General features: G+C 58.8%; 18 protein-coding genes. 4 read left to right on the forward strand and 14 right to left on the reverse strand.

What is annotated here, in order from left to right; genetic code table 11:
• Nucleotides 1-23: 23 nt before the first annotated feature.
• From JNB88_RS22415 to JNB88_RS22430, 5 genes are all read right to left on the reverse strand, one after another.
• Nucleotides 24-1,373: a multicopper oxidase family protein gene (locus JNB88_RS22415; RefSeq protein ID WP_220357330.1), complete on the reverse strand. Its 1,350-nt coding sequence runs from the start codon at nucleotides 1,371-1,373 to the stop codon at nucleotides 24-26.
• 14 nt (nucleotides 1,374-1,387) lie between these two features.
• Nucleotides 1,388-2,854, reverse strand: a complete 1,467-nt coding sequence (locus JNB88_RS22420) for a TolC family protein (protein ID WP_220357331.1) — start codon at nucleotides 2,852-2,854, stop codon at nucleotides 1,388-1,390.
• On the reverse strand, nucleotides 2,851-3,075 hold the full coding sequence (locus JNB88_RS33750; RefSeq protein ID WP_223217293.1) for a hypothetical protein: 225 nt from the start codon (nucleotides 3,073-3,075) through the stop codon (nucleotides 2,851-2,853). The genes JNB88_RS22420 and JNB88_RS33750 overlap by 4 nt, the downstream gene beginning before the upstream one ends.
• A 91-nt stretch (nucleotides 3,076-3,166) precedes the next feature.
• Nucleotides 3,167-3,610, reverse strand: coding sequence for a hypothetical protein (locus JNB88_RS22425; protein ID WP_220357332.1), 444 nt, complete (start codon nucleotides 3,608-3,610; stop codon nucleotides 3,167-3,169).
• Nucleotides 3,611-3,918: 308 nt separating this feature from the next.
• A complete protein-coding gene (locus JNB88_RS22430; protein ID WP_220357333.1) occupies nucleotides 3,919-4,452 on the reverse strand; it encodes a cytochrome b in 534 nt (177 codons plus the stop codon).
• A 523-nt stretch (nucleotides 4,453-4,975) separates the two neighbouring features.
• On the opposite strand from JNB88_RS22430, the gene copM reads away from it, so the two are divergent.
• A complete protein-coding gene (gene copM, locus JNB88_RS22435; RefSeq protein ID WP_220357334.1) occupies nucleotides 4,976-5,437 on the forward strand; it encodes a CopM family metallochaperone in 462 nt (153 codons plus the stop codon).
• A 9-nt stretch (nucleotides 5,438-5,446) separates the two neighbouring features.
• Nucleotides 5,447-5,779, forward strand: a complete 333-nt coding sequence (locus JNB88_RS22440) for a four-helix bundle copper-binding protein (RefSeq protein ID WP_220357335.1) — start codon at nucleotides 5,447-5,449, stop codon at nucleotides 5,777-5,779.
• A gap of 140 nt (nucleotides 5,780-5,919) precedes the next feature.
• Here JNB88_RS22440 and JNB88_RS22445 read toward each other — a convergent pair whose 3' ends face one another.
• The 5 genes from JNB88_RS22445 to JNB88_RS22465 form a co-directional block, all read right to left on the reverse strand.
• Nucleotides 5,920-6,585, reverse strand: coding sequence for a hypothetical protein (locus JNB88_RS22445; RefSeq protein WP_220357336.1), 666 nt, complete (start codon nucleotides 6,583-6,585; stop codon nucleotides 5,920-5,922).
• A gap of 642 nt (nucleotides 6,586-7,227) precedes the next feature.
• Nucleotides 7,228-7,731 carry an SRPBCC family protein gene (locus tag JNB88_RS22450; RefSeq protein ID WP_220357337.1) on the reverse strand — a complete coding sequence of 168 codons (504 nt, stop codon included), beginning with the start codon at nucleotides 7,729-7,731 and terminating at the stop codon, nucleotides 7,228-7,230.
• On the reverse strand, nucleotides 7,731-7,919 hold the full coding sequence (locus JNB88_RS22455) for a DUF2933 domain-containing protein (RefSeq protein ID WP_220357338.1): 189 nt from the start codon (nucleotides 7,917-7,919) through the stop codon (nucleotides 7,731-7,733). The genes JNB88_RS22450 and JNB88_RS22455 overlap by 1 nt, the downstream gene beginning before the upstream one ends.
• Nucleotides 7,916-10,063, reverse strand: a complete 2,148-nt coding sequence (locus JNB88_RS22460; RefSeq protein ID WP_220357418.1) for a copper-transporting P-type ATPase — start codon at nucleotides 10,061-10,063, stop codon at nucleotides 7,916-7,918. The genes JNB88_RS22455 and JNB88_RS22460 overlap by 4 nt, the downstream gene beginning before the upstream one ends.
• A 93-nt stretch (nucleotides 10,064-10,156) precedes the next feature.
• Nucleotides 10,157-10,471: a hypothetical protein gene (locus JNB88_RS22465; protein ID WP_220357339.1), complete on the reverse strand. Its 315-nt coding sequence runs from the start codon at nucleotides 10,469-10,471 to the stop codon at nucleotides 10,157-10,159.
• Nucleotides 10,472-10,633: 162 nt separating this feature from the next.
• Between JNB88_RS22465 and JNB88_RS22470 the strand changes: the two genes are divergently transcribed.
• Nucleotides 10,634-11,164 carry a cytochrome c gene (locus tag JNB88_RS22470; protein WP_220357340.1) on the forward strand — a complete coding sequence of 177 codons (531 nt, stop codon included), beginning with the start codon at nucleotides 10,634-10,636 and terminating at the stop codon, nucleotides 11,162-11,164.
• 4 nt (nucleotides 11,165-11,168) lie between these two features.
• On the opposite strand, the gene cueR is transcribed toward JNB88_RS22470, so the two are convergent.
• The 3 genes from cueR to JNB88_RS22485 all read right to left on the reverse strand — a co-directional run bounded on the left by cueR (nucleotide 11,169) and on the right by JNB88_RS22485 (nucleotide 14,904).
• The gene (gene cueR, locus JNB88_RS22475) at nucleotides 11,169-11,636 is read right to left on the reverse strand and encodes a Cu(I)-responsive transcriptional regulator (RefSeq protein WP_220357341.1); all 468 of its coding nucleotides are present in this window, start codon (nucleotides 11,634-11,636) and stop codon (nucleotides 11,169-11,171) included.
• A gap of 55 nt (nucleotides 11,637-11,691) precedes the next feature.
• A complete protein-coding gene (locus JNB88_RS22480) occupies nucleotides 11,692-14,169 on the reverse strand; it encodes a heavy metal translocating P-type ATPase (RefSeq protein ID WP_220357342.1) in 2,478 nt (825 codons plus the stop codon).
• A 531-nt stretch (nucleotides 14,170-14,700) separates the two neighbouring features.
• Complete coding sequence (locus tag JNB88_RS22485; RefSeq protein WP_220357343.1) at nucleotides 14,701-14,904, reverse strand: heavy-metal-associated domain-containing protein; 204 nt, start codon at nucleotides 14,902-14,904, stop codon at nucleotides 14,701-14,703.
• 672 nt (nucleotides 14,905-15,576) lie between these two features.
• Between JNB88_RS22485 and JNB88_RS22490 the strand changes: the two genes are divergently transcribed.
• Nucleotides 15,577-16,047 carry a DUF411 domain-containing protein gene (locus tag JNB88_RS22490; protein WP_220357344.1) on the forward strand — a complete coding sequence of 157 codons (471 nt, stop codon included), beginning with the start codon at nucleotides 15,577-15,579 and terminating at the stop codon, nucleotides 16,045-16,047.
• 427 nt (nucleotides 16,048-16,474) lie between these two features.
• Here JNB88_RS22490 and JNB88_RS22495 read toward each other — a convergent pair whose 3' ends face one another.
• A complete protein-coding gene (locus JNB88_RS22495) occupies nucleotides 16,475-16,786 on the reverse strand; it encodes a DUF736 domain-containing protein (RefSeq protein ID WP_220357345.1) in 312 nt (103 codons plus the stop codon).
• Nucleotides 16,787-16,987: the final 201 nt, after the last annotated feature.

Below are 16,987 nucleotides of genomic sequence, written 5' to 3' on the forward strand. Positions count from 1 at the left end.
CCTTTTGTTACTGTGAATATGCGTCAGCCGTGCTTCATCGGCTTCGGCGTGATGGTGGTGTTTGCGTCTTTGGCTTTGGGAGCGTCCGGCAGTTCGCCAGTCCACTCCCAAGCCTGGGTCCCGGGCGGGTTTTCGTACCAACCCGGATCGGAGTAATCGTCCGCCGAAATGCCTTCACGGACTTTCACGACCGAGAACATGCCGCCCATCTCGATGGGGCCGTGAGGACCCCAACCGGTCATCATGGGAATGGTGTTCTCGGGGATGGGCATTTCCATTTCGCCCATGTCGGCCATGCCTTTGGTTCCCATCGGCATGTAATCGGGCTGCAGCTTGCGGATTTTCTCGGCGACCTTGGACTTGTCGGCACCAATGAAGGTCGGGATGTCGTGGCCCATCGCGTTCATGGTGTGATGTGACTTGTGGCAATGGATTGCCCAGTCGCCGAGGTACTTGGCATCGAACTCGTAGGCCCGCATCGCCCCGACGGGGATATCGATGCTCACCTCCGGCCATCGCGCCTCGGGTCGCACCCAGCCGCCATCGGTGCAGGTGACCTCGAAGTCATAGCCGTGCATGTGGACCGGGTGGTTCGTCATCGTCAGGTTGCCGACGCGAACACGCACACGGTCGTTCTTGGAAACGACAAGCGGGCTGATGTCCGGGAAAATCCGACTGTTCCAGCACCACATGTTGAAGTCGGTCATTTCCATGACCTTGGGCACATAGGTGCCGGGATCGATGTCATAGGCGTTGAGCAGGAACACAAAGTCCCGGTCGACGCGCATGAACTTCGGGTCCTTGGGGTGGATGACGAAGAAGCCCATCATGCCCATCGCCATCTGGACCATCTCGTCCGAATGTGGGTGGTACATAAAGGTGCCGGACTTCACGAGATCAAACTCGTAAACAAAGGTCTTTCCGACAGGTATGTGAGGCTGCGTCAGACCGCCAACGCCGTCCATCCCCGATGGTAGGATCATCCCGTGCCAATGAATGGTCGTATGCTCGGGCAGCTTGTTGGTGACGAATATACGAACACGGTCGCCCTCGACGGCCTCGATGGTCGGTCCCGGGGATTGTCCGTTGTAGCCCCAGAGGTAGGCGGTCATGCCGTCTGCCATCTCTCGCTCCACCGGCTCGGCGACAAGATGAAACTCCTTGACGCCATTGTTCATCCGATGGGGAAGCGTCCAGCCGTTGAGGGTGACCACCGGCTGATAATCGGGGCCCGAGGTTGGGTGCAGTGGAGGCTGCATATCGGCCGACGCCATTGCCGGAGCGTCCGGAAGGCCCATCGCAGACGTCTTGGTCCAGGCTCCTGCTGCCATCAGGGCTGCACCAGCGCCAAAAAGTTGTCGTCTATTGAACATCTGAGTGTCCTTTCTCAATGAGCGCCGCCGCCGCTTTCGGAGGCCGAAGCAACCTCCGTCTCGGCTGCCGCCGCAGACGAGCCGCCGCCGTAGACAGCGGGGGCAAGGTTCGCGTCGGCCAGCCAAAAATCTCGCTTGGCGTTGACGGAAAGCAGGATGGAATTGATCTTGTCCCGAGTGTCGGTGAGCAATTCGAACGTGTTGGTGATCATGCCGTTGTAGGTGAGCAGCGACTCTTCCTCGACCTTGGTACGCAGCGGCACGACGTTGTTGCGGTAGTGCCGGGCAATGTCGTAGTTGGCGCGGTAGGCCTCGTAGGCTGATCTCGCCTCCGAACGCACATTGACGGCTTTCTCCGCCAATTGGTTCGCGGCTCGCATGTAGCCAAGCTCGGCCTTGCGCATCCGGGCCTTGCCGGTGTCGAAGATAGGGATCGCGAACTCCAGCTCGCCAGCGGCGGTGGTTTCCCACTTCTTCTTGCCGTCCTCCTCGACTTCGCGTTCGGCCTCGAAGCCTGCCAAGACTTCCAGGTCGGTGACGTAGCGGGTGGCCTCGGTCAGGCCATAGGATCGTGCGGTGGCCTCCAGCTCCAGGCGGGCGACCTGAAGATCAATACGGTTTCTGAGGGCTTCGGCTTCGATTGCGTCGCGCTTGGCAAGCGACCGTGGCAGCGCCGGGAGACTGTTCGGGACCTGGAAGTCGACGTCGGTGCCCCACAGGCCCATCAGTCTGGTGAGTTCCTCCTTGGCAAGACGCGCCGTCAACCTTGCCTTCGCGGTTTCGCCAGCCAGCTCGGCAACAAAGACATGCTCGCGAGCTTGGCCTCCCTTGGTCATTGCGCCTGTTTCACCCAGCTTTTCGGCGAGTTCCGACGCTGCGTCGGCGGCAGCTTGCGCTCGTTGCAGCTGACCGACATTTTCCCATGCCGCGACGGCATTGATCCAGGCACGACGGGTTTCCGCTGCGAGCTGCAGGGTCCGGACGGCAGCGTTCAGCTGAGCCTGCCTGAAGCGAGTGTCGGCGATCTCGATGTCCCGCTTCCTCGTCATTAGGGCGAGAAGGTTTGTGGTGATCGCCCCCTCGATTGTGCGGAATGCCTCAAGTTCCGGCGCACCAATGCCCGAGAAGCCGATAGAGACTGTAGGGTTCAGCAGCATCGTCGACTGCCAGGCATCTGCCGCGCTGTCGCCGAGGTCGGCGTAGGCTGCCTGCAGGCCCTTGTTGTTGATGAGCGAGACTTGGACGGCCGTGTCGGCGTCCAGCACCTTGCTCCGGCTCAGGATCGTCTTGACATGGGCAGAGGTTGCCTGGGCCTGCTGTTGATTTTGGACCCAGACAGTCTGCTTGGCGGTGGCACCACCAACCTTGGCGGAGACCGTGGAAAAGCCCGCTTCCTTTCTGGCGTATTCGGCACTGCTGACGCAACCGGCCAGAACCAGTGGAATAGCTGTCAGGACTACCGCTCTCTTGATGGCGTTCATGATTGGTCTCCGTTCTTCGGAGACAATTGTTCGTTCTGTTGCCGCCACGGCTTCGGATCGACAGGCTGGCGGGCAACGAAGCCAGAAATGGGCGAACGGTATCGAAGAGGACGCACCGAGTACGTCTGCTGGACGTCCGCCGACGCAATAACATCGGGAGGCGTGGATGCGCAGCCGCCAATCAAAAGGGGCAGCCCCACCACAAAAAGGGAAGGTTTCATTTTGAAAAATCCGAATAGCAGAAGTCGACCGGCAGGCGCGGCTGTCGCCACGGCATGCCTTCCGGACCCGTCAGGACGGGCTAATCGCTATTCAGATATTAGGCGGTCGATACAGAGGCGGCAGCTCGCCAACCACAGTTTGATCGTTGACGAACTGCCGGATCGAAGACACGACGGGTCCGCCGAAGTCGTGAGCTTCACAAACAATGCCAAAGCCGCCGCAGAAATCCTTGCAGCACGGCTGTTTGGAGAACTGGTCGTCATCGCCCGTGGATGACCCGTGATCATGCTGCTGGGAAAAATCTTGAGCCGCCGCCCGATCACCGGACATCGAATGATCCTGACCGGGCATGCCGTGATGATCGTGAGACATGGCACTATGGTCGTGCCCGCTCGCGGACGGCAATTCAGGGAACGCCGAGCCATGCATGGCGGCATTTGCGTTGGACAAGGTGTACCCTGCCAGCGATACGATGATCACCAGCCGCACGAATATGAGCAGTTTGCTCAGTGCGATTCGATACATTTTGCCCATTCCCAAGAGCTACAGCCAAAGCGGCCCCGCTTCAATTGCGCTGCCGAACGTTTCAAAGATTCGCGACCATTGTGAGGCAGTAATGGGGGCGTGTACGGCTTGCCACCGTTGGAAGGTCAACATCTATTTTGCTGAACCGCCTGCAATTTCGGACGGCAATGAGTTTGAGGGAGGGCACCCCGGCTTTTTGAAAACCAACCCTCCGCTGTGGCCTCCCACTATCCTCCCAGGAGAAGAGGATAGGAAGAGACTAGGACTAACCGCTTTCCTCGCCATCGGACTTAGGTCCAATCGTCGAATTCCTTACGTCAACGAACAATGCGGTTAGCGTCTGACTTGACGGTCCAGGTAACCGGATCGTCTGTGCGGGGAAGGATAATCCGGTCGATTGTAGCGTCCCGCTTGATCAACGTATGCCAGGCGGCCGCCGTGAAGTGCATCGCGACCATAATTAGGATCACCTTCGATCCGATGACATGAAACGGTGCGACGGAGAAGGTCAGATAGCTGGCGACGAAACCAAGTGCGGCTTGCCCGATTATCGCGGCATAGAAGGCAAAGTGGAGAGCCTTTGCGAGCAGGTCCGCACCCGTCTGCGGTATCGCTGGTGATGGCGGCCGCATAATCCTCAGGAGAAGCCGCAGGACCATCAACCCGCCGATGGCAATCCCCGCATAGTTGTGGATCAGGTGCTGCAGCACGTCGTCCGCCGACGGCTGCACGCCCATGTGCACCGCGTGATGGGTCCGCTCAATACTACCTCCAGTCAGGTACTGTAGTGGCAGTAGTCCTGCGATCACCCAGTGCAAGGCGATCTGATAACCCCTGTAACCTTTGCGCATTCGATCCTCCAATTGCCGTGGAGGATGCCGTGACTCTGTAAAAATTGGGTATCAACCCCCGTACTCCCTGCTTGCTTTCCAAGCTTGCCAGCCCATATCGCCATCAGGAACAAAATTCTGCTTTCGCCATTTGGATGCGAAAGGGAAATTCACGGTGAGCCGTATTAGTAGCAAAATCGCCCATGCCATAGTGGCCCTGGCGTTGAGCTTGATGGTGATCGCGGCGATGGCCCCGTCGGTGAACGCCGGCTCGCTGGGCGGGCAGTGCTTGCATGCCTACTCAGGCTCACATGATGAAAAGCCGCATCCGGACACGATACATGTAGTTGCATGCTGCAGTGACATGCATTGCTGTCCGCTTATTCCGAGCGTCCTTCCAGCCGAGACGTCGTTGCGGTTAGACGACGTCCTTTTTGCGGGACATAGGGCAGCAAGCCCGCTCCTGTTGATCAGGCCAATCGATCCGCCACCGAAAGCCTTCGCGGCCTGACGTTTCGATCAACCCAATCCTTGGAGATTTCCGATGAAAACGAAGTACCTTTTGACGGCTTTCGCCGCGTCTTGCCTGTCCTTGGCAGCGATTCCTGCTGTTGCCCAGGAAATGACCTATCCCGAAAAATGCAAGGGGATGGACATGGCCCAAATGAATACCTCGTCCGGCGGCGGGACGAAGATGGACATGTCCTCTGGCGGCGACATGAAGATGGATATGCCCATGGACAAAATGGGCGATTACCAGAAGGCCGTGATGGACGGCATGAAGTCGATGCACGACGACATGATGACGGGGATGATGCAGAAAGACCCCGATGTGGCTTTCGTTTGCGGGATGATCGCCCACCACATGGGTGCGATCAACATGTCCGAGGCCGAGCTGAAGTACGGTGACAACAAGGCGGCGAAGGACATGGCGAAGAAGGTCATTGCCGCGCAAAAAAAAGAGATCGCGTACATGACCAAGTGGGTCGAGAAGGAAGCCAAATAGGAGGCGATCATGCACCACCAATCGGAAGAGATGAAGCGTTGCATCGAGACCTGCCTGGCTTGCTACCAGGAGTGCCTTTCGATGGCGATGACCCACTGTTTGGAAATGGGTGGCCAACATACGAAGCCAGACCATTACCGTCTCATGATGGCATGCGCGGAAATGTGCCGCACGTCGGCGCATTTCATGTTGCTCGCCACACCGCATCACAAGCACACCTGCCGTGAGTGCGCCGAAATCTGCCGGGAATGCGCTGCCGACTGTGAGCGCATCGGCGATATGGAAAGCTGCGTCGATGCCTGCCGCCGCTGCGCGGAAAGCTGTGAGAAGATGGCCGCTTAGGCTGCAAGGCGGGAGGCAGTTTAGCTGCCTCCTGCTTTTTGTTGCAGCAAAAGCTCGGAGGGATTGCAGGCTTTTACGCGTGGCCGCCACTAAAGTGGCGTCGACCGCCTCCTCGACGCAACTGTGTTCAATCGTCAGCGTTACTGCTCAGATTGTTCCAGCGAAGCACGGATTTGATCGATCTTTCCGTCTTCCTCGCCAACTCCAAGAATGGTCTTTGCACTATCGAGAACAGCGGGACTGACTTCGCCACTCTTAGTTGCTGACGCCAGTGCATCCTCCAGAGCCGCGTCTCCCAAAAGCGGATCGTCGACAGATGGTTCGGTCCCGTTATCCAGTTCGTATCGCGCGTACGCAATGGCGTACGTGGAGATTGCCGTCATACGCGGATCGGAGGTATGCAGGTAGGCCCTATAACTCCGATTGAGAGAGTTCAGGCCAGCAAGTACTGACGATGTATTTCGCGCGCGCGTAGTGACAGCCGCTTTGCTGTTTTTTGTTGATTGCGCCTTGCTTCCACCAGCGCTCGACTGTCCTTTAGGGCTACCTTGCGACTTGGAATTGCCGTGTCCCGTTGAACCGCCTGCATTGTTGTTACTGTTCCCGCCGCCGTTCCCTCCGCCGCTTCCGCTCCCATTGCCCCCGCCATTTCCACCGCCGTTACCTCCGCTCTTAGCAAAGGCGTCCATTTCGAATCCGGCGATCTCGACGGGGCTGGCAGCGACAGCGACAGCGACAGCGACAGCGACAGCGACAGCGACAGCGACAGAAAATGCTGCGACAGATGCTAAAGTCAAAATACGCATTGCTTCCTCCAAATTGCAGGTGGTGCTTCGATGCTATTGAAGATAGAGGAAGCTGGCCAATGACGCATCGGGCCGAAGTCTGATATATCCCGGTCTTAGGTCCTAGCTCACACAGCACGACGATCTTCTCTTCGGTCGTGGCACGGACTGAAGTCTGATCATCGGAACCTCTGAGCCCGCCGCTTGTTGATCTAAGCTATCAATGAGGAGGCTGTTTGTGGACAAAGAGAACAGAGACTTGGACCTCCGCACCACGCCCCGCCGATATCGCCATCGCGGTTGGTTCTGGCTTTTGCTTGCCATCCTGTTGCTGTTCTGTGTCCTTGCGTATGGGATGTCAGAGCTCCGAACCGCACTTGGGATTTCCTAATGTCGTTCCAGACCAGGCGCAGAGGTGACCAGCGACATGCTGGCATAGAATGCCTGCACCCTTTTGCGACTGAACACTTATGGCCTTAGTATCCGCGAGACTTCCCATTAGCTTGTTAGAGCTTCTGGCAACCGCAATCTTTCATAAAGGGTCCGTTGGAAATTCTGGCCTGAGCGTCAACCACAGATTGAGGAAACCGGCGAATACCCGCAGCGCCGAAGTCCAAAGATGACAGCCTGAGAAGGCCTAAGACTGGGCGGTGGGCTCTCCATTCAGTCGCTTCTTGGATGCTGAGGGAAGCGATTACCGGCCTCCGAAGTTATTTTTGCTACGCACCACCTCGCATATGCTTTTGCCGGAATTCCTCCCAGCCAGCTGCCCACGGGGCTGCGGGAATACGAGTATTGAATTTTAACCGTCACCCGGCAGCCTTGTGTGATCGGCCTGATGACGAAATCCATGTGGTACGAGTCGATGACCAGCAATTTGGGGCGGCCGAGCGTTTGCCACGACTTCCGCCACGGTGGTTGCCACTCGGTGATGATCTCCTCGACGAGCAACTCCATGCCGAGAACCTTGCCGCGCATCTTTACGATGGAGCCGACAGCCTGCCCTTTGCCAGGATCGACGTCGTACTCCGTGGTGGCCCCCAGCATCATCAGCGAGGGCTTCTGCATGTGGGCTACGACAACGGTTGGATCATCGAGGAACGCGAAGACCTGCTGGGGCGGAGCCTGCAGGTCGATGGTGCTTGTCGCGGAGTCCTCGTAGGTCATCACGCGCCGTCCTTGTGGTCATGACCTCCATGACCACCGTGGCCATGGAACAGGTGCATTAGCGGACCTGCCAAAAGCAGGAGGTACGGGGGGATGCCAAAGGCGTGCGCCCAATGCTCCCGGAGCATGAAGAACACGACGATGATGCCAAGTGATGCCGCCATCAAAATCCAGGTGCGCGAATTCATAGTCCGATGCTCCTAAGTCTGAGGGAATTGCCGACGACGCTGACGGACGACAGGGCCATGGCGGCTGCGGCAATGATCGGGGAGAGGAGGATTCCAAAGACGGGATAGAGAGCGCCCGCCGCTATCGGCACGCCAGCGGCGTTGTAGATGAAGGCGAAGAACAGGTTTTGCCGGATGTTGCGCATCGTCGCCCGGCTAAGCTGCCGAGCCCTGACGATGCCTTGTAGATCGCCCTTGAGCAGGGTAACGCCCGCACTTTCGATGGCGACGTCCGTTCCGGTGCCCATCGCAATTCCGACGTCGGCCGCCGCAAGTGCTGGTGCATCATTGACGCCGTCCCCGGCCATCGCAACGATGCGGCCTTCGCTCCTCAGTCGCGAGACGGTCTTGCTCTTGTCTTCCGGAAGGACTTCCGCCTCCACCGAGGTGAGGCCGAGCTTGCGAGCAACTGCTGCCGCCGTCGTCTTGTTGTCGCCGGTCAGCATGACAACTTCGACGCCTTCTTCCATCAGCACATCAACCGCTTGCGGGGTTGTCGCTTTGATCGGATCGGCGATGGCGAAGAGACCGGCCAGCGAGCCATCGATTGCCAGGAAGATTACCGTCGCGCCTTGGTCTCGGAGTTCCTCCGCTTGAGCGGTCATCGACAGGACGTCGACGTTTGTGTCAGTCATGATCCTGTGACTGCCCAAGATAAGCCTCTTACCAGCAACGATCCCGGTCACCCCTTTGCCAACGGGACTGTCGAAGCCTTGCGCGTCTTGGAGAGGGAGGTTCTGCTCCTGAGCAGCGACGACGATGGCATGGGCAAGCGGATGCTCGCTCGACCGCTCCAGGCTGGCGGCTAACTGCAGGACGTCATCAGCCGCCATCCCGTCGCCAGGAATGATGGTTGTCACCTTCGGACGGCCCTCGGTGAGCGTGCCGGTCTTGTCGACCACGATGGTGTTGATCTTTTCAATCCGTTCCAGTGCCTCGGCATTTCTGATCAGGACCCCCAATCTTGCGCCGCGACCAACGCCGACCATGATCGACATCGGGGTTGCCAGACCCAGGGCGCAGGGGCACGCGATGATCAGGACAGCGACGGCGGCGACCAACCCGTGGGCAAATCGCGGCTCCGGACCGAACAGCAACCATGCGACAAATGCGATGACTGCGATGACGATAACAACTGGCACGAACCAGCCCGACACCTGGTCGGCCAGCCGCTGGATCGGAGCACGAGAGCGCTGTGCCTCGGCGACCATCCGCACGATCTGGGACAGCATCGTGTCACGGCCGACCTTTCCGGCCTCCATGACGAAACCGCCGGTCTGGTTCATGGTGCCGCCGATCAGCTTCGACCCGACTTCCTTGGTCACAGGCATGGACTCGCCAGTGATCATGGACTCGTCGACCGTGCTTCTGCCTTCGAGGAGGACGCCATCCACCGGCACTTTCTCGCCGGGACGAACGCGAAGCCGGTCCCCGACCGCGATGACATCCAGGCCGACATCTTCGTCGGAACCATCCGTTTTGACGCGTCGCGCCATCTTCGGAGCGAGATCGAGCAGGGCCCGGATCGCGCCGCCCGTCTGTTCGCGGGCCCGAAGCTCAAGAACCTGGCCCAACAAGACGAGGACCGTGATGACTGCTGCCGCCTCAAAGTAGACCGCAACCGCGCCTTCGTTTGAGCGAACCGTTTCCGGAAAGATTTCCGGGAACACGGTTGCGACCGCACTGTAAATCCAGGCGACCCCGGTTCCCATCGCGATCAAGGTAAACATGTTGAGGTGACGGCTGACCAGGGACTGCCACCCCCGTTGAAAGAACGGCCAGCCAGCCCAGAGCACGACAGGGGTGGCCAAAATCATCTGCACCCAGTTCGACGTCTGCGCGCCGAGAAGCATGTGCAAGTTTGTGAGGTGGCCGCCCATCTCCAGCGCCAGGACCGGCAGAGAAAGCACCAAGCCGATCCAGAACCGACGTTGCATATCAATCAGCTCGGCGCTGGGGCCGGTCTCAGCTGTCACCAATTCGGGTTCGAGAGTCATGCCGCAGATCGGACAGTTGCCCGGGCCGGGCTGCCGTATCTGGGGATGCATGGGACAGGTATAGATGACCGGCTCGCTGGTTATAGTAGGCGGTGGCGATGCCGCCATATGTTCAAGGTCGTGATGATGTACCGTTGTCACGAGACACTCCGTGTTTTCCGTTGCCAGCTCGCGCGGCCGAGCATGGCCACGCTCGTTAGATCAAGCAGCGGTACGGGGCGGTCCCAGCGATGGCGGGAAGATCACGCCGGTCAGGCGGTCGACCGGTGCCCGGTATTCGACGTCAATGAAACTCGGAACATGACGGACTTCTTGGGCAACGGCCTCTGCGACAAACACCAGACACTGCAAGGCGCAGCATTGGCCAGGGACAGCGTGCGGTTTTGAATCGTCGCAATCCTCGTGAGAACTTTGGTCGGCCGAAACGCGCGTGTGGGAAGAAACGGAGAGGTCGGCTGTGAAGCCTGGCATCACAGGGGAAAGGAAGAGCAGGACTGCGATGAAAACCGCGACCATGACTTTCCGTCCTTGAACCTCGTCGCTAACTCGAATCGGGCTGAATCTTGCCAATGTCTGTAGATAGCTGAGACGCAAAGTAAGACATTGATCTCGATCAAATTCAAGTCGATGCCGAGCCGTGCCAGGTTCGTTCATCGATCCTGCCAGCGAAGGGATGCCATGAGGTCCGTTATTGTCGGTTCATTGATTTTTGTGGCTGTTGCGTCTGCGGCGGTTTGCGCGGATGACATCGTGACCGTCCGGCAGGCGGATATGAAGGCAATCGCGGCTGCCACCAAGTCCATTGCTGGAATGTTTAAGGTGCCGTCGACCTATTCGTCGCCTGAGTTCAAATGGGCAGCCGAGCTTATTCGAGACAAGTCGGGCCAGACGCTGATCGACCACTTCGCGTCGGAAGCTGCATCTCCGGCTTCAAAGGCAAAGCCAAATATCATCGAGGAACGGGACCGTTTCGACCGTTTGGCAAATGACCTCAAGTCCTATGCGGCGGCGCTCGCCGTGGCCGCCGAAAGGAACCCAACGGTCATGACCGGCAGCATGCGAATGAAGCCCGGCGAGCCGGTGGGCGGCGGTCCGCTCGGCACCCATGTCCAGAGCGAGGCCGAGCTTTCGTCCATCCCCGCCGAGCACGCCTTCCACCTGATGCTGCAGAGCTGCACGACCTGTCACGTTAGGTTCCGAATGGAGTAAGCTGTTACCGTCGCACTGGCTGCTCGGGCCTGATACCGTTCACGCCGAACCGGGCGTTCATGGCTGGAACATCCTCTTCGTCGCTTGCGTTGGCGAATTCCTCGATAATCGGGCAGTCCGGTCGTTCATCACCGTGGCAGTGGTTGGCGAGATGCTTCAGGGTCTCCGTCATCGCATGGATAGCGGCGGCCTTCCTCTCCAGCTCGGCAATATGCTCCATGGCGATGGTCTTGACGTCCGCGCTTGCGCGAGATCGGTCGCGCCAGAGGGCCAGCAAGGTTTTCATCTGCTCCACGGAAAAGCCGAGGTCGCGGGCACGGCGGATGAAGCGCAGGGTGTGGATATCGTTGTGGGCGTAGGTTCGGTAGCTCGATTCCGTTCTATGAGCGGGCGTGATCAGCTTGATCTGCTCGTAGTAGCGGATCATCTTCGCTGAGACGCCGCTCGCCTTGGCAGCCTGTCCGATGTTCATGGTCGATCTCCTTGAGTGCGGGCGGCCCGTTCTAGGCCAGCCCGCTTCGCATGGGTTATGGGTTTACAGAGCGGAGGCGTAGCGCGTTTCCGAGTACGAAGACGCTGGACATCGCCATGGCTGCTGCCGCAAATATCGGCGACATCAGCGTGCCGTTTACCGGGTAAAGCACGCCTGCTGCGACCGGGATCAAACTCACGTTGTAGGCGAAAGCCCAAAAGAGGTTCTGCTTGATGTTCCGGATCGTCGCCTTGCTGAGGGCGATGGCCTTCGGCACGCCGTTCAGGTCGCCAGACATCAGCACGACATCCGCACTTTCGATAGCAATGTCGGTGCCCGTGCCGACAGCAAGGCCGACGTCCGCTTCGGTCAAAGCCGGAGCGTCATTGATACCATCGCCAATGAAGGCAACCTTTCTGCCACCGGCCCGCAGACGCTTCACGGCCTCTACCTTGCCGTCCGGAAGGACTTCGGCGACGACCTCGTCGATACCCAATTGACGGGCGATTGCGTCGGCGGTCCGTTTGTTGTCTCCAGTGATCATCGCGACCTTCAGACCGAGGGCGTGAAGCGCCGCCACGGCTGCCGGGGTTGTTTCCTTTACAGGATCAGACACCGCGATAATCGCTGCGAGATTGCCGTCGATGGCGGCATAGAGAGGAGACTTCCCTTGATCGCCAAGAGCGGCGGCTTTCTCACGGAATTGGCCGACGTCAACGCCCGCTTTCTTCATGGCGCGGTCAGCACCAACTAGGACCTTGCGACCGTTGACCGACCCTTCAATGCCGAAGCCGGGGTTTGCCTGGAAGTCGGTGACAGGGAGGGCACGAATGCCCCGTTCCCAAGCCGCTGCCGCCAATGCCTTGGCAATCGGATGCTCCGACAGGGTCTCGACGCTGGCGACGAGTTGCAGGACCTCGATTTCCGCATATCCTTCTCGGACCTCGATATCGGTCAGTTCAGGGCGACCCTTCGTCAAGGTGCCGGTCTTGTCGAGAGCGACGACATCGGCTTCGCGAAGGCTTTGCAGAGCCTCGCCCTTCCGGAACAGGATGCCAAGTTCAGCCGCACGTCCTGTTCCGACCATGATCGAGGTTGGCGTGGCCAGACCCATGGCGCATGGGCACGCGATGATGAGGACTGCCACCGCGTTGACGAGCGCGAAACTCAGGGCTGGCGACGGACCAAGCAGGTACCAGCCGACAAAGGTAATCGCGGCAGCGAGGATCACCGCCGGGACGAACCAGCCCGTGACCTTGTCCACCAAAGCCTGGATCGGCAGCTTCGAACCTTGTGCGGCCTCGACCATCTTGATGATCTGCGCCAGCAGCGTGTCGCTGCCGACCTTGGTCGCCTTGAAGATGAAAGTGCCGTTCGTGTTAATCGTGCCTCCGACGACTTCGCTCTCGGCTGCCTTTTCAACGGGGATCGGTTCACCCGTGATCATGGACTCGTCAACGAATGAGCTTCCGGTCACGACGATGCCATCGACCGGCACCTTTTCGCCCGGCCGTATGCGGAGGAGGTCGCCGACGATAACGTGTTCGATGTGCGTTTCGACGAATTCGTCGTTACGCGATACGAACGCGGTCTTCGCTTGCAGGCCGATCAGCCGCTTGATTGCTTGGCTCGTCTGCCCTTTGGCCCGGGCTTCGAGAAAGCGCCCCAGCAGGATCAGCGTCACGATCACCGCTGCGGCCTCGTAATAGACGTTGGCGGTGCCCGACGGCAGCACGCCCGGTGCGAACGTGGCCACGGCGGAGTAGAGCCAAGCTGCCGTGGTTCCGAGCACGACCAGCGAGTTCATATCCGGGGTCCAGCGCAGAAGGTTCGGTACGCCCTTCTGGAAGAAGCGCAGGCCGGGTCCGAACAGGACGATGGTTGCCAGGACGAACTGGAGGTAGAGATTGTTCTCCATACCGATGGTATCCATGATCAGTTCATGGACGCCGGGGATAAAGTGAGACCCCATTTCCAGTAGAAAGAATGGCAAGGTGAGCGTTGCCGAGACCGCCAGCAGGACCTTGAGCTTGGAGATTTCAGCGGTTCGCTGTTCTTTTGTCTCGGAGGTCTGCGCCGTGTGCAGGCGGCGGACGTTGTATCCGGCGTTCCTCACGGCCGCTTCGAGCGCTGGCGTCTGCACAGCACCCGCTGCCACACGGACAGTCGCCCGCTCGGTGGCCAGGTTCACCGAGGCGTCAATGACGCCGGGAACAGCTTTGAGCGCTTTCTCGACGCGGGCAACGCAAGAGGCGCACGTCATTCCGTCGACACCGAATTCCTGCGTATCGACCTTGGCCTGATAGCCCGCGTCCTCGATGGCACGTAAAACGGAGCCTGAATCAACAACGTCCTTGAAGACCACACTGGCGCGTTCAGTGGCGAGATTGACCGAGGCATTGTCCACACCGGGGAGAGCCTTGATCGCTTTCTCCACGCGGACGACGCACGATGCGCACGACATACCCTCGATTTCGAACTCTGTCGGTATCGGAAGGGCTTTGCTTTTTTCGAATTGGGATAGCGCAGTCATGGGGGATTCCTCATTTCACTGCACATATAGTTAATCCTTCCCATGATGGGAAGGTCAAGTCGCTTCTCGTGTGTTTAGGGATGAAATCCTCAATTGGCAGTTCGCTAACGGCACTGGTGAGAAGTCTGTTCGAAAGCAAACAAATGGCCGTACCTACCATTTAGTCCTACAGGCCGACCGAAGCAGCGAGCTGACGAAAGCAAAGGACGGCGGCAAGGCGAAGAGAGGACGCATGCATCGGGCAGGCGAAGCCAAAGGATTTGGAACAGATACTGGGTTCCTACTGATGGGCAAGGTGGACGATCCGAGCAGATACATGAAGCGATCCGATCTGGCCAAACGAGATCGGCCGAGGCTGTTGGTCGTTACATGCCTCTCGCCGACAGCGAAAAGCGTGAAAAAGATGCAAGAATTCGCGAAGCTTTCACTGCCGGAGCATTGTCAACCTGACACTCAAATTACGCGGCTGAAACTAGGCAGCACGGCGATGGGAGAGAGTGCACCACTTGGCTGTGATGCACCCGCTCGTTCTCAAATTTGCCTGAACCGCGACGGATACCCCGCGTTCTCGATAGCAGCATTGATCGTTGCCGGATCGAGCCTTGTATCAACCTTGGCGCTCTTCTCTGCAAGGTTAATATTGGCGGAGGCTGCCGGATCGGCCGCCTTAATGGCCTTTTCCACGGTGCTGGCACAGTGTGCGCAAGTCATGTTCTGGATCTCGAACTTATACATGGTGGTCTCCAATTGAATGTGACTTGATATAGTTGGGGCTTCCCACCATGGGAAGGTCAAGGCCATTCGCCAGGGTTTCCGAAAGCGGGCGAAGCTGATGATAGGCTAGCACCTCGCCACCTGCCGCCCGCAAGCCTCATGGTGGAGGACGTTTTGGCTTCTTCGTGAGGGTCCTTCCTTTGCCGAGATCCGCGCCAGGATAGCGTCATCAAATTCGCCCCTCAGCATCTCTGCGTGCAACGCTCGGCATCATGCTTGGTCCGATGAGTATTGGCATGGCTGAGAGCGCGATGGCGATGACCGGCGGAATGCCTGCAATGGTGCCGGAAGCCGCGAACACGCAAAATGCGTGGCGACAGTCCAATGTCGGATAGCGTGAAGAAACTAACGGCGGCGGATAAAACTGCGGCATGGGGCGAAATGCCGTGCTGCCCGAACCAGAGCCTGTTTCTCTTGGTTGCCAAAAGGTTCCCCGCTATCCTTTGATCGGCTCTTCATTAAGAAGGGGCAATAGCTGAGGTATCCTTCGGCAGGTCGGTAGATGGCGCAGCCGTTTCAGACGCATTGTCCACCCGTATGGATATGGCCCCCCGAAGGTATGGTGATGATGGCATACAGCCAGAAGTTCGAGGACCTCCAAGACTACGAACTCCAACGCAAGGAGAAACGAGCATGAAAAGAAGAACGTTTATGTGCCTGGCCGCCACGGGAGCGTTCACCGTAGTGGCGCGGCCGATGCTTGCGTCACAGCTCCAGATGGACGTCTACAAAGAACCGACCTGTGGATGCTGCGAGGCGTGGGCGAAAGTGATGGCAGATGCCGATTTCAACGTTGTCCTCCATCATGGCGAGAACGCGCTTGCCGACATCAAATTGAAGCTTCGGATACCGGAGGCCATGAAGGGTTGTCACACGGCTGTCGTTGGCGACTATTTCTTTGAAGGGCACGTGCCACTGGAAGCTGTCCAAAAGATCATGAACGAACGGCCGCAGAGTGCCGGTCTTGCGGTACCTGGCATGCCAGCCGGGTCGTTGGGGATGGGAGATGACCCCAATGCCTCCTACGAGGTCCTCAGCCTCAGTAAACCGGACATGAAGCCTACATTGTTTATGCGCATGGGAAGAAGGCTTAGTGGTCGATAATTGCATGCCATCCGATAAGTATCATCGCAGCACCAAAAAATAGCGCTGCGATGAGGGCGATCTGGCGGTCTGCCTTGACTTTCAATAGGGGGCGCACACGCCGTTTCGGCCTCAGTCGATGGGCACGAACCAGGGTTGGATTGGTGTGTTGATGCTTACGGCGGCCCGACGTGGCTCATCCTCCCATCGATGCGACGTCGACTTTAATGGGTGATTTGCTGGTAGACGAGCCCCTAAGCGCGCAGGAAATCTGTGGAGGTTAGGAAGCCGATATCGGGACTGAGATCGATCTGAACTGCTTAAGTGAGCCAGCGGAACGGGTGAAGCTGCGGACGTCAACTACTTAATCACCAGACCATCCGTTTTTCGTCGTCTTTAGGTCTTCGCCGAAGGAAAGGCCCCGCCCTTTCGGGCAGGGCTCGGGTCCTCAGTCCCGGTTCGAGCGGGACCAGATCAGCTGGTAGCCTTCTTCGCCTTCGACCTCGGAGAGCGTCGCGTAGATGGGAGCGGGGAAGCTCGGATCGTCGAGCTTGACCGAGAGGTAGTCGCGGTCGGTCTGCTCCGAGCGCTTCTGCCAGGCGGCGCCGAGTTCAACGGCTCCCGCGAAGATGCGGAAGTGCGGGCCCTTGTCGGAGGGATTTTCGATGCGGGCAATGCGGGCCTTGACGTTGAGAGCGAGGGTGCGGATAGAGCCGGTAAAGCCGTTTTCGGTAGAGGTGAAGGTGCCGATGGTAGCCATTTTCCTATTCCTTTTCGCTGTTTCGGGCCGCTCCATTGCGGCCTCGATGGCAGTCGCAGAGGCCGGGGACGATCGGACCGCACCCGTAGGGCCGAAACATCGTGAAGGGCGGCGTGGAGAGACTTTCTTGTTTCGCGAGGAATGACGGCGACCTGGGGTCCCCGCTCGACCTGTCGAGTGGGGTGGGTTCCGGCAGGGGAT

It is taken from the genome of Rhizobium cauense (genome assembly GCF_019511525.1).
Taxonomy (GTDB): domain Bacteria; phylum Pseudomonadota; class Alphaproteobacteria; order Rhizobiales; family Rhizobiaceae; genus Rhizobium; species Rhizobium cauense.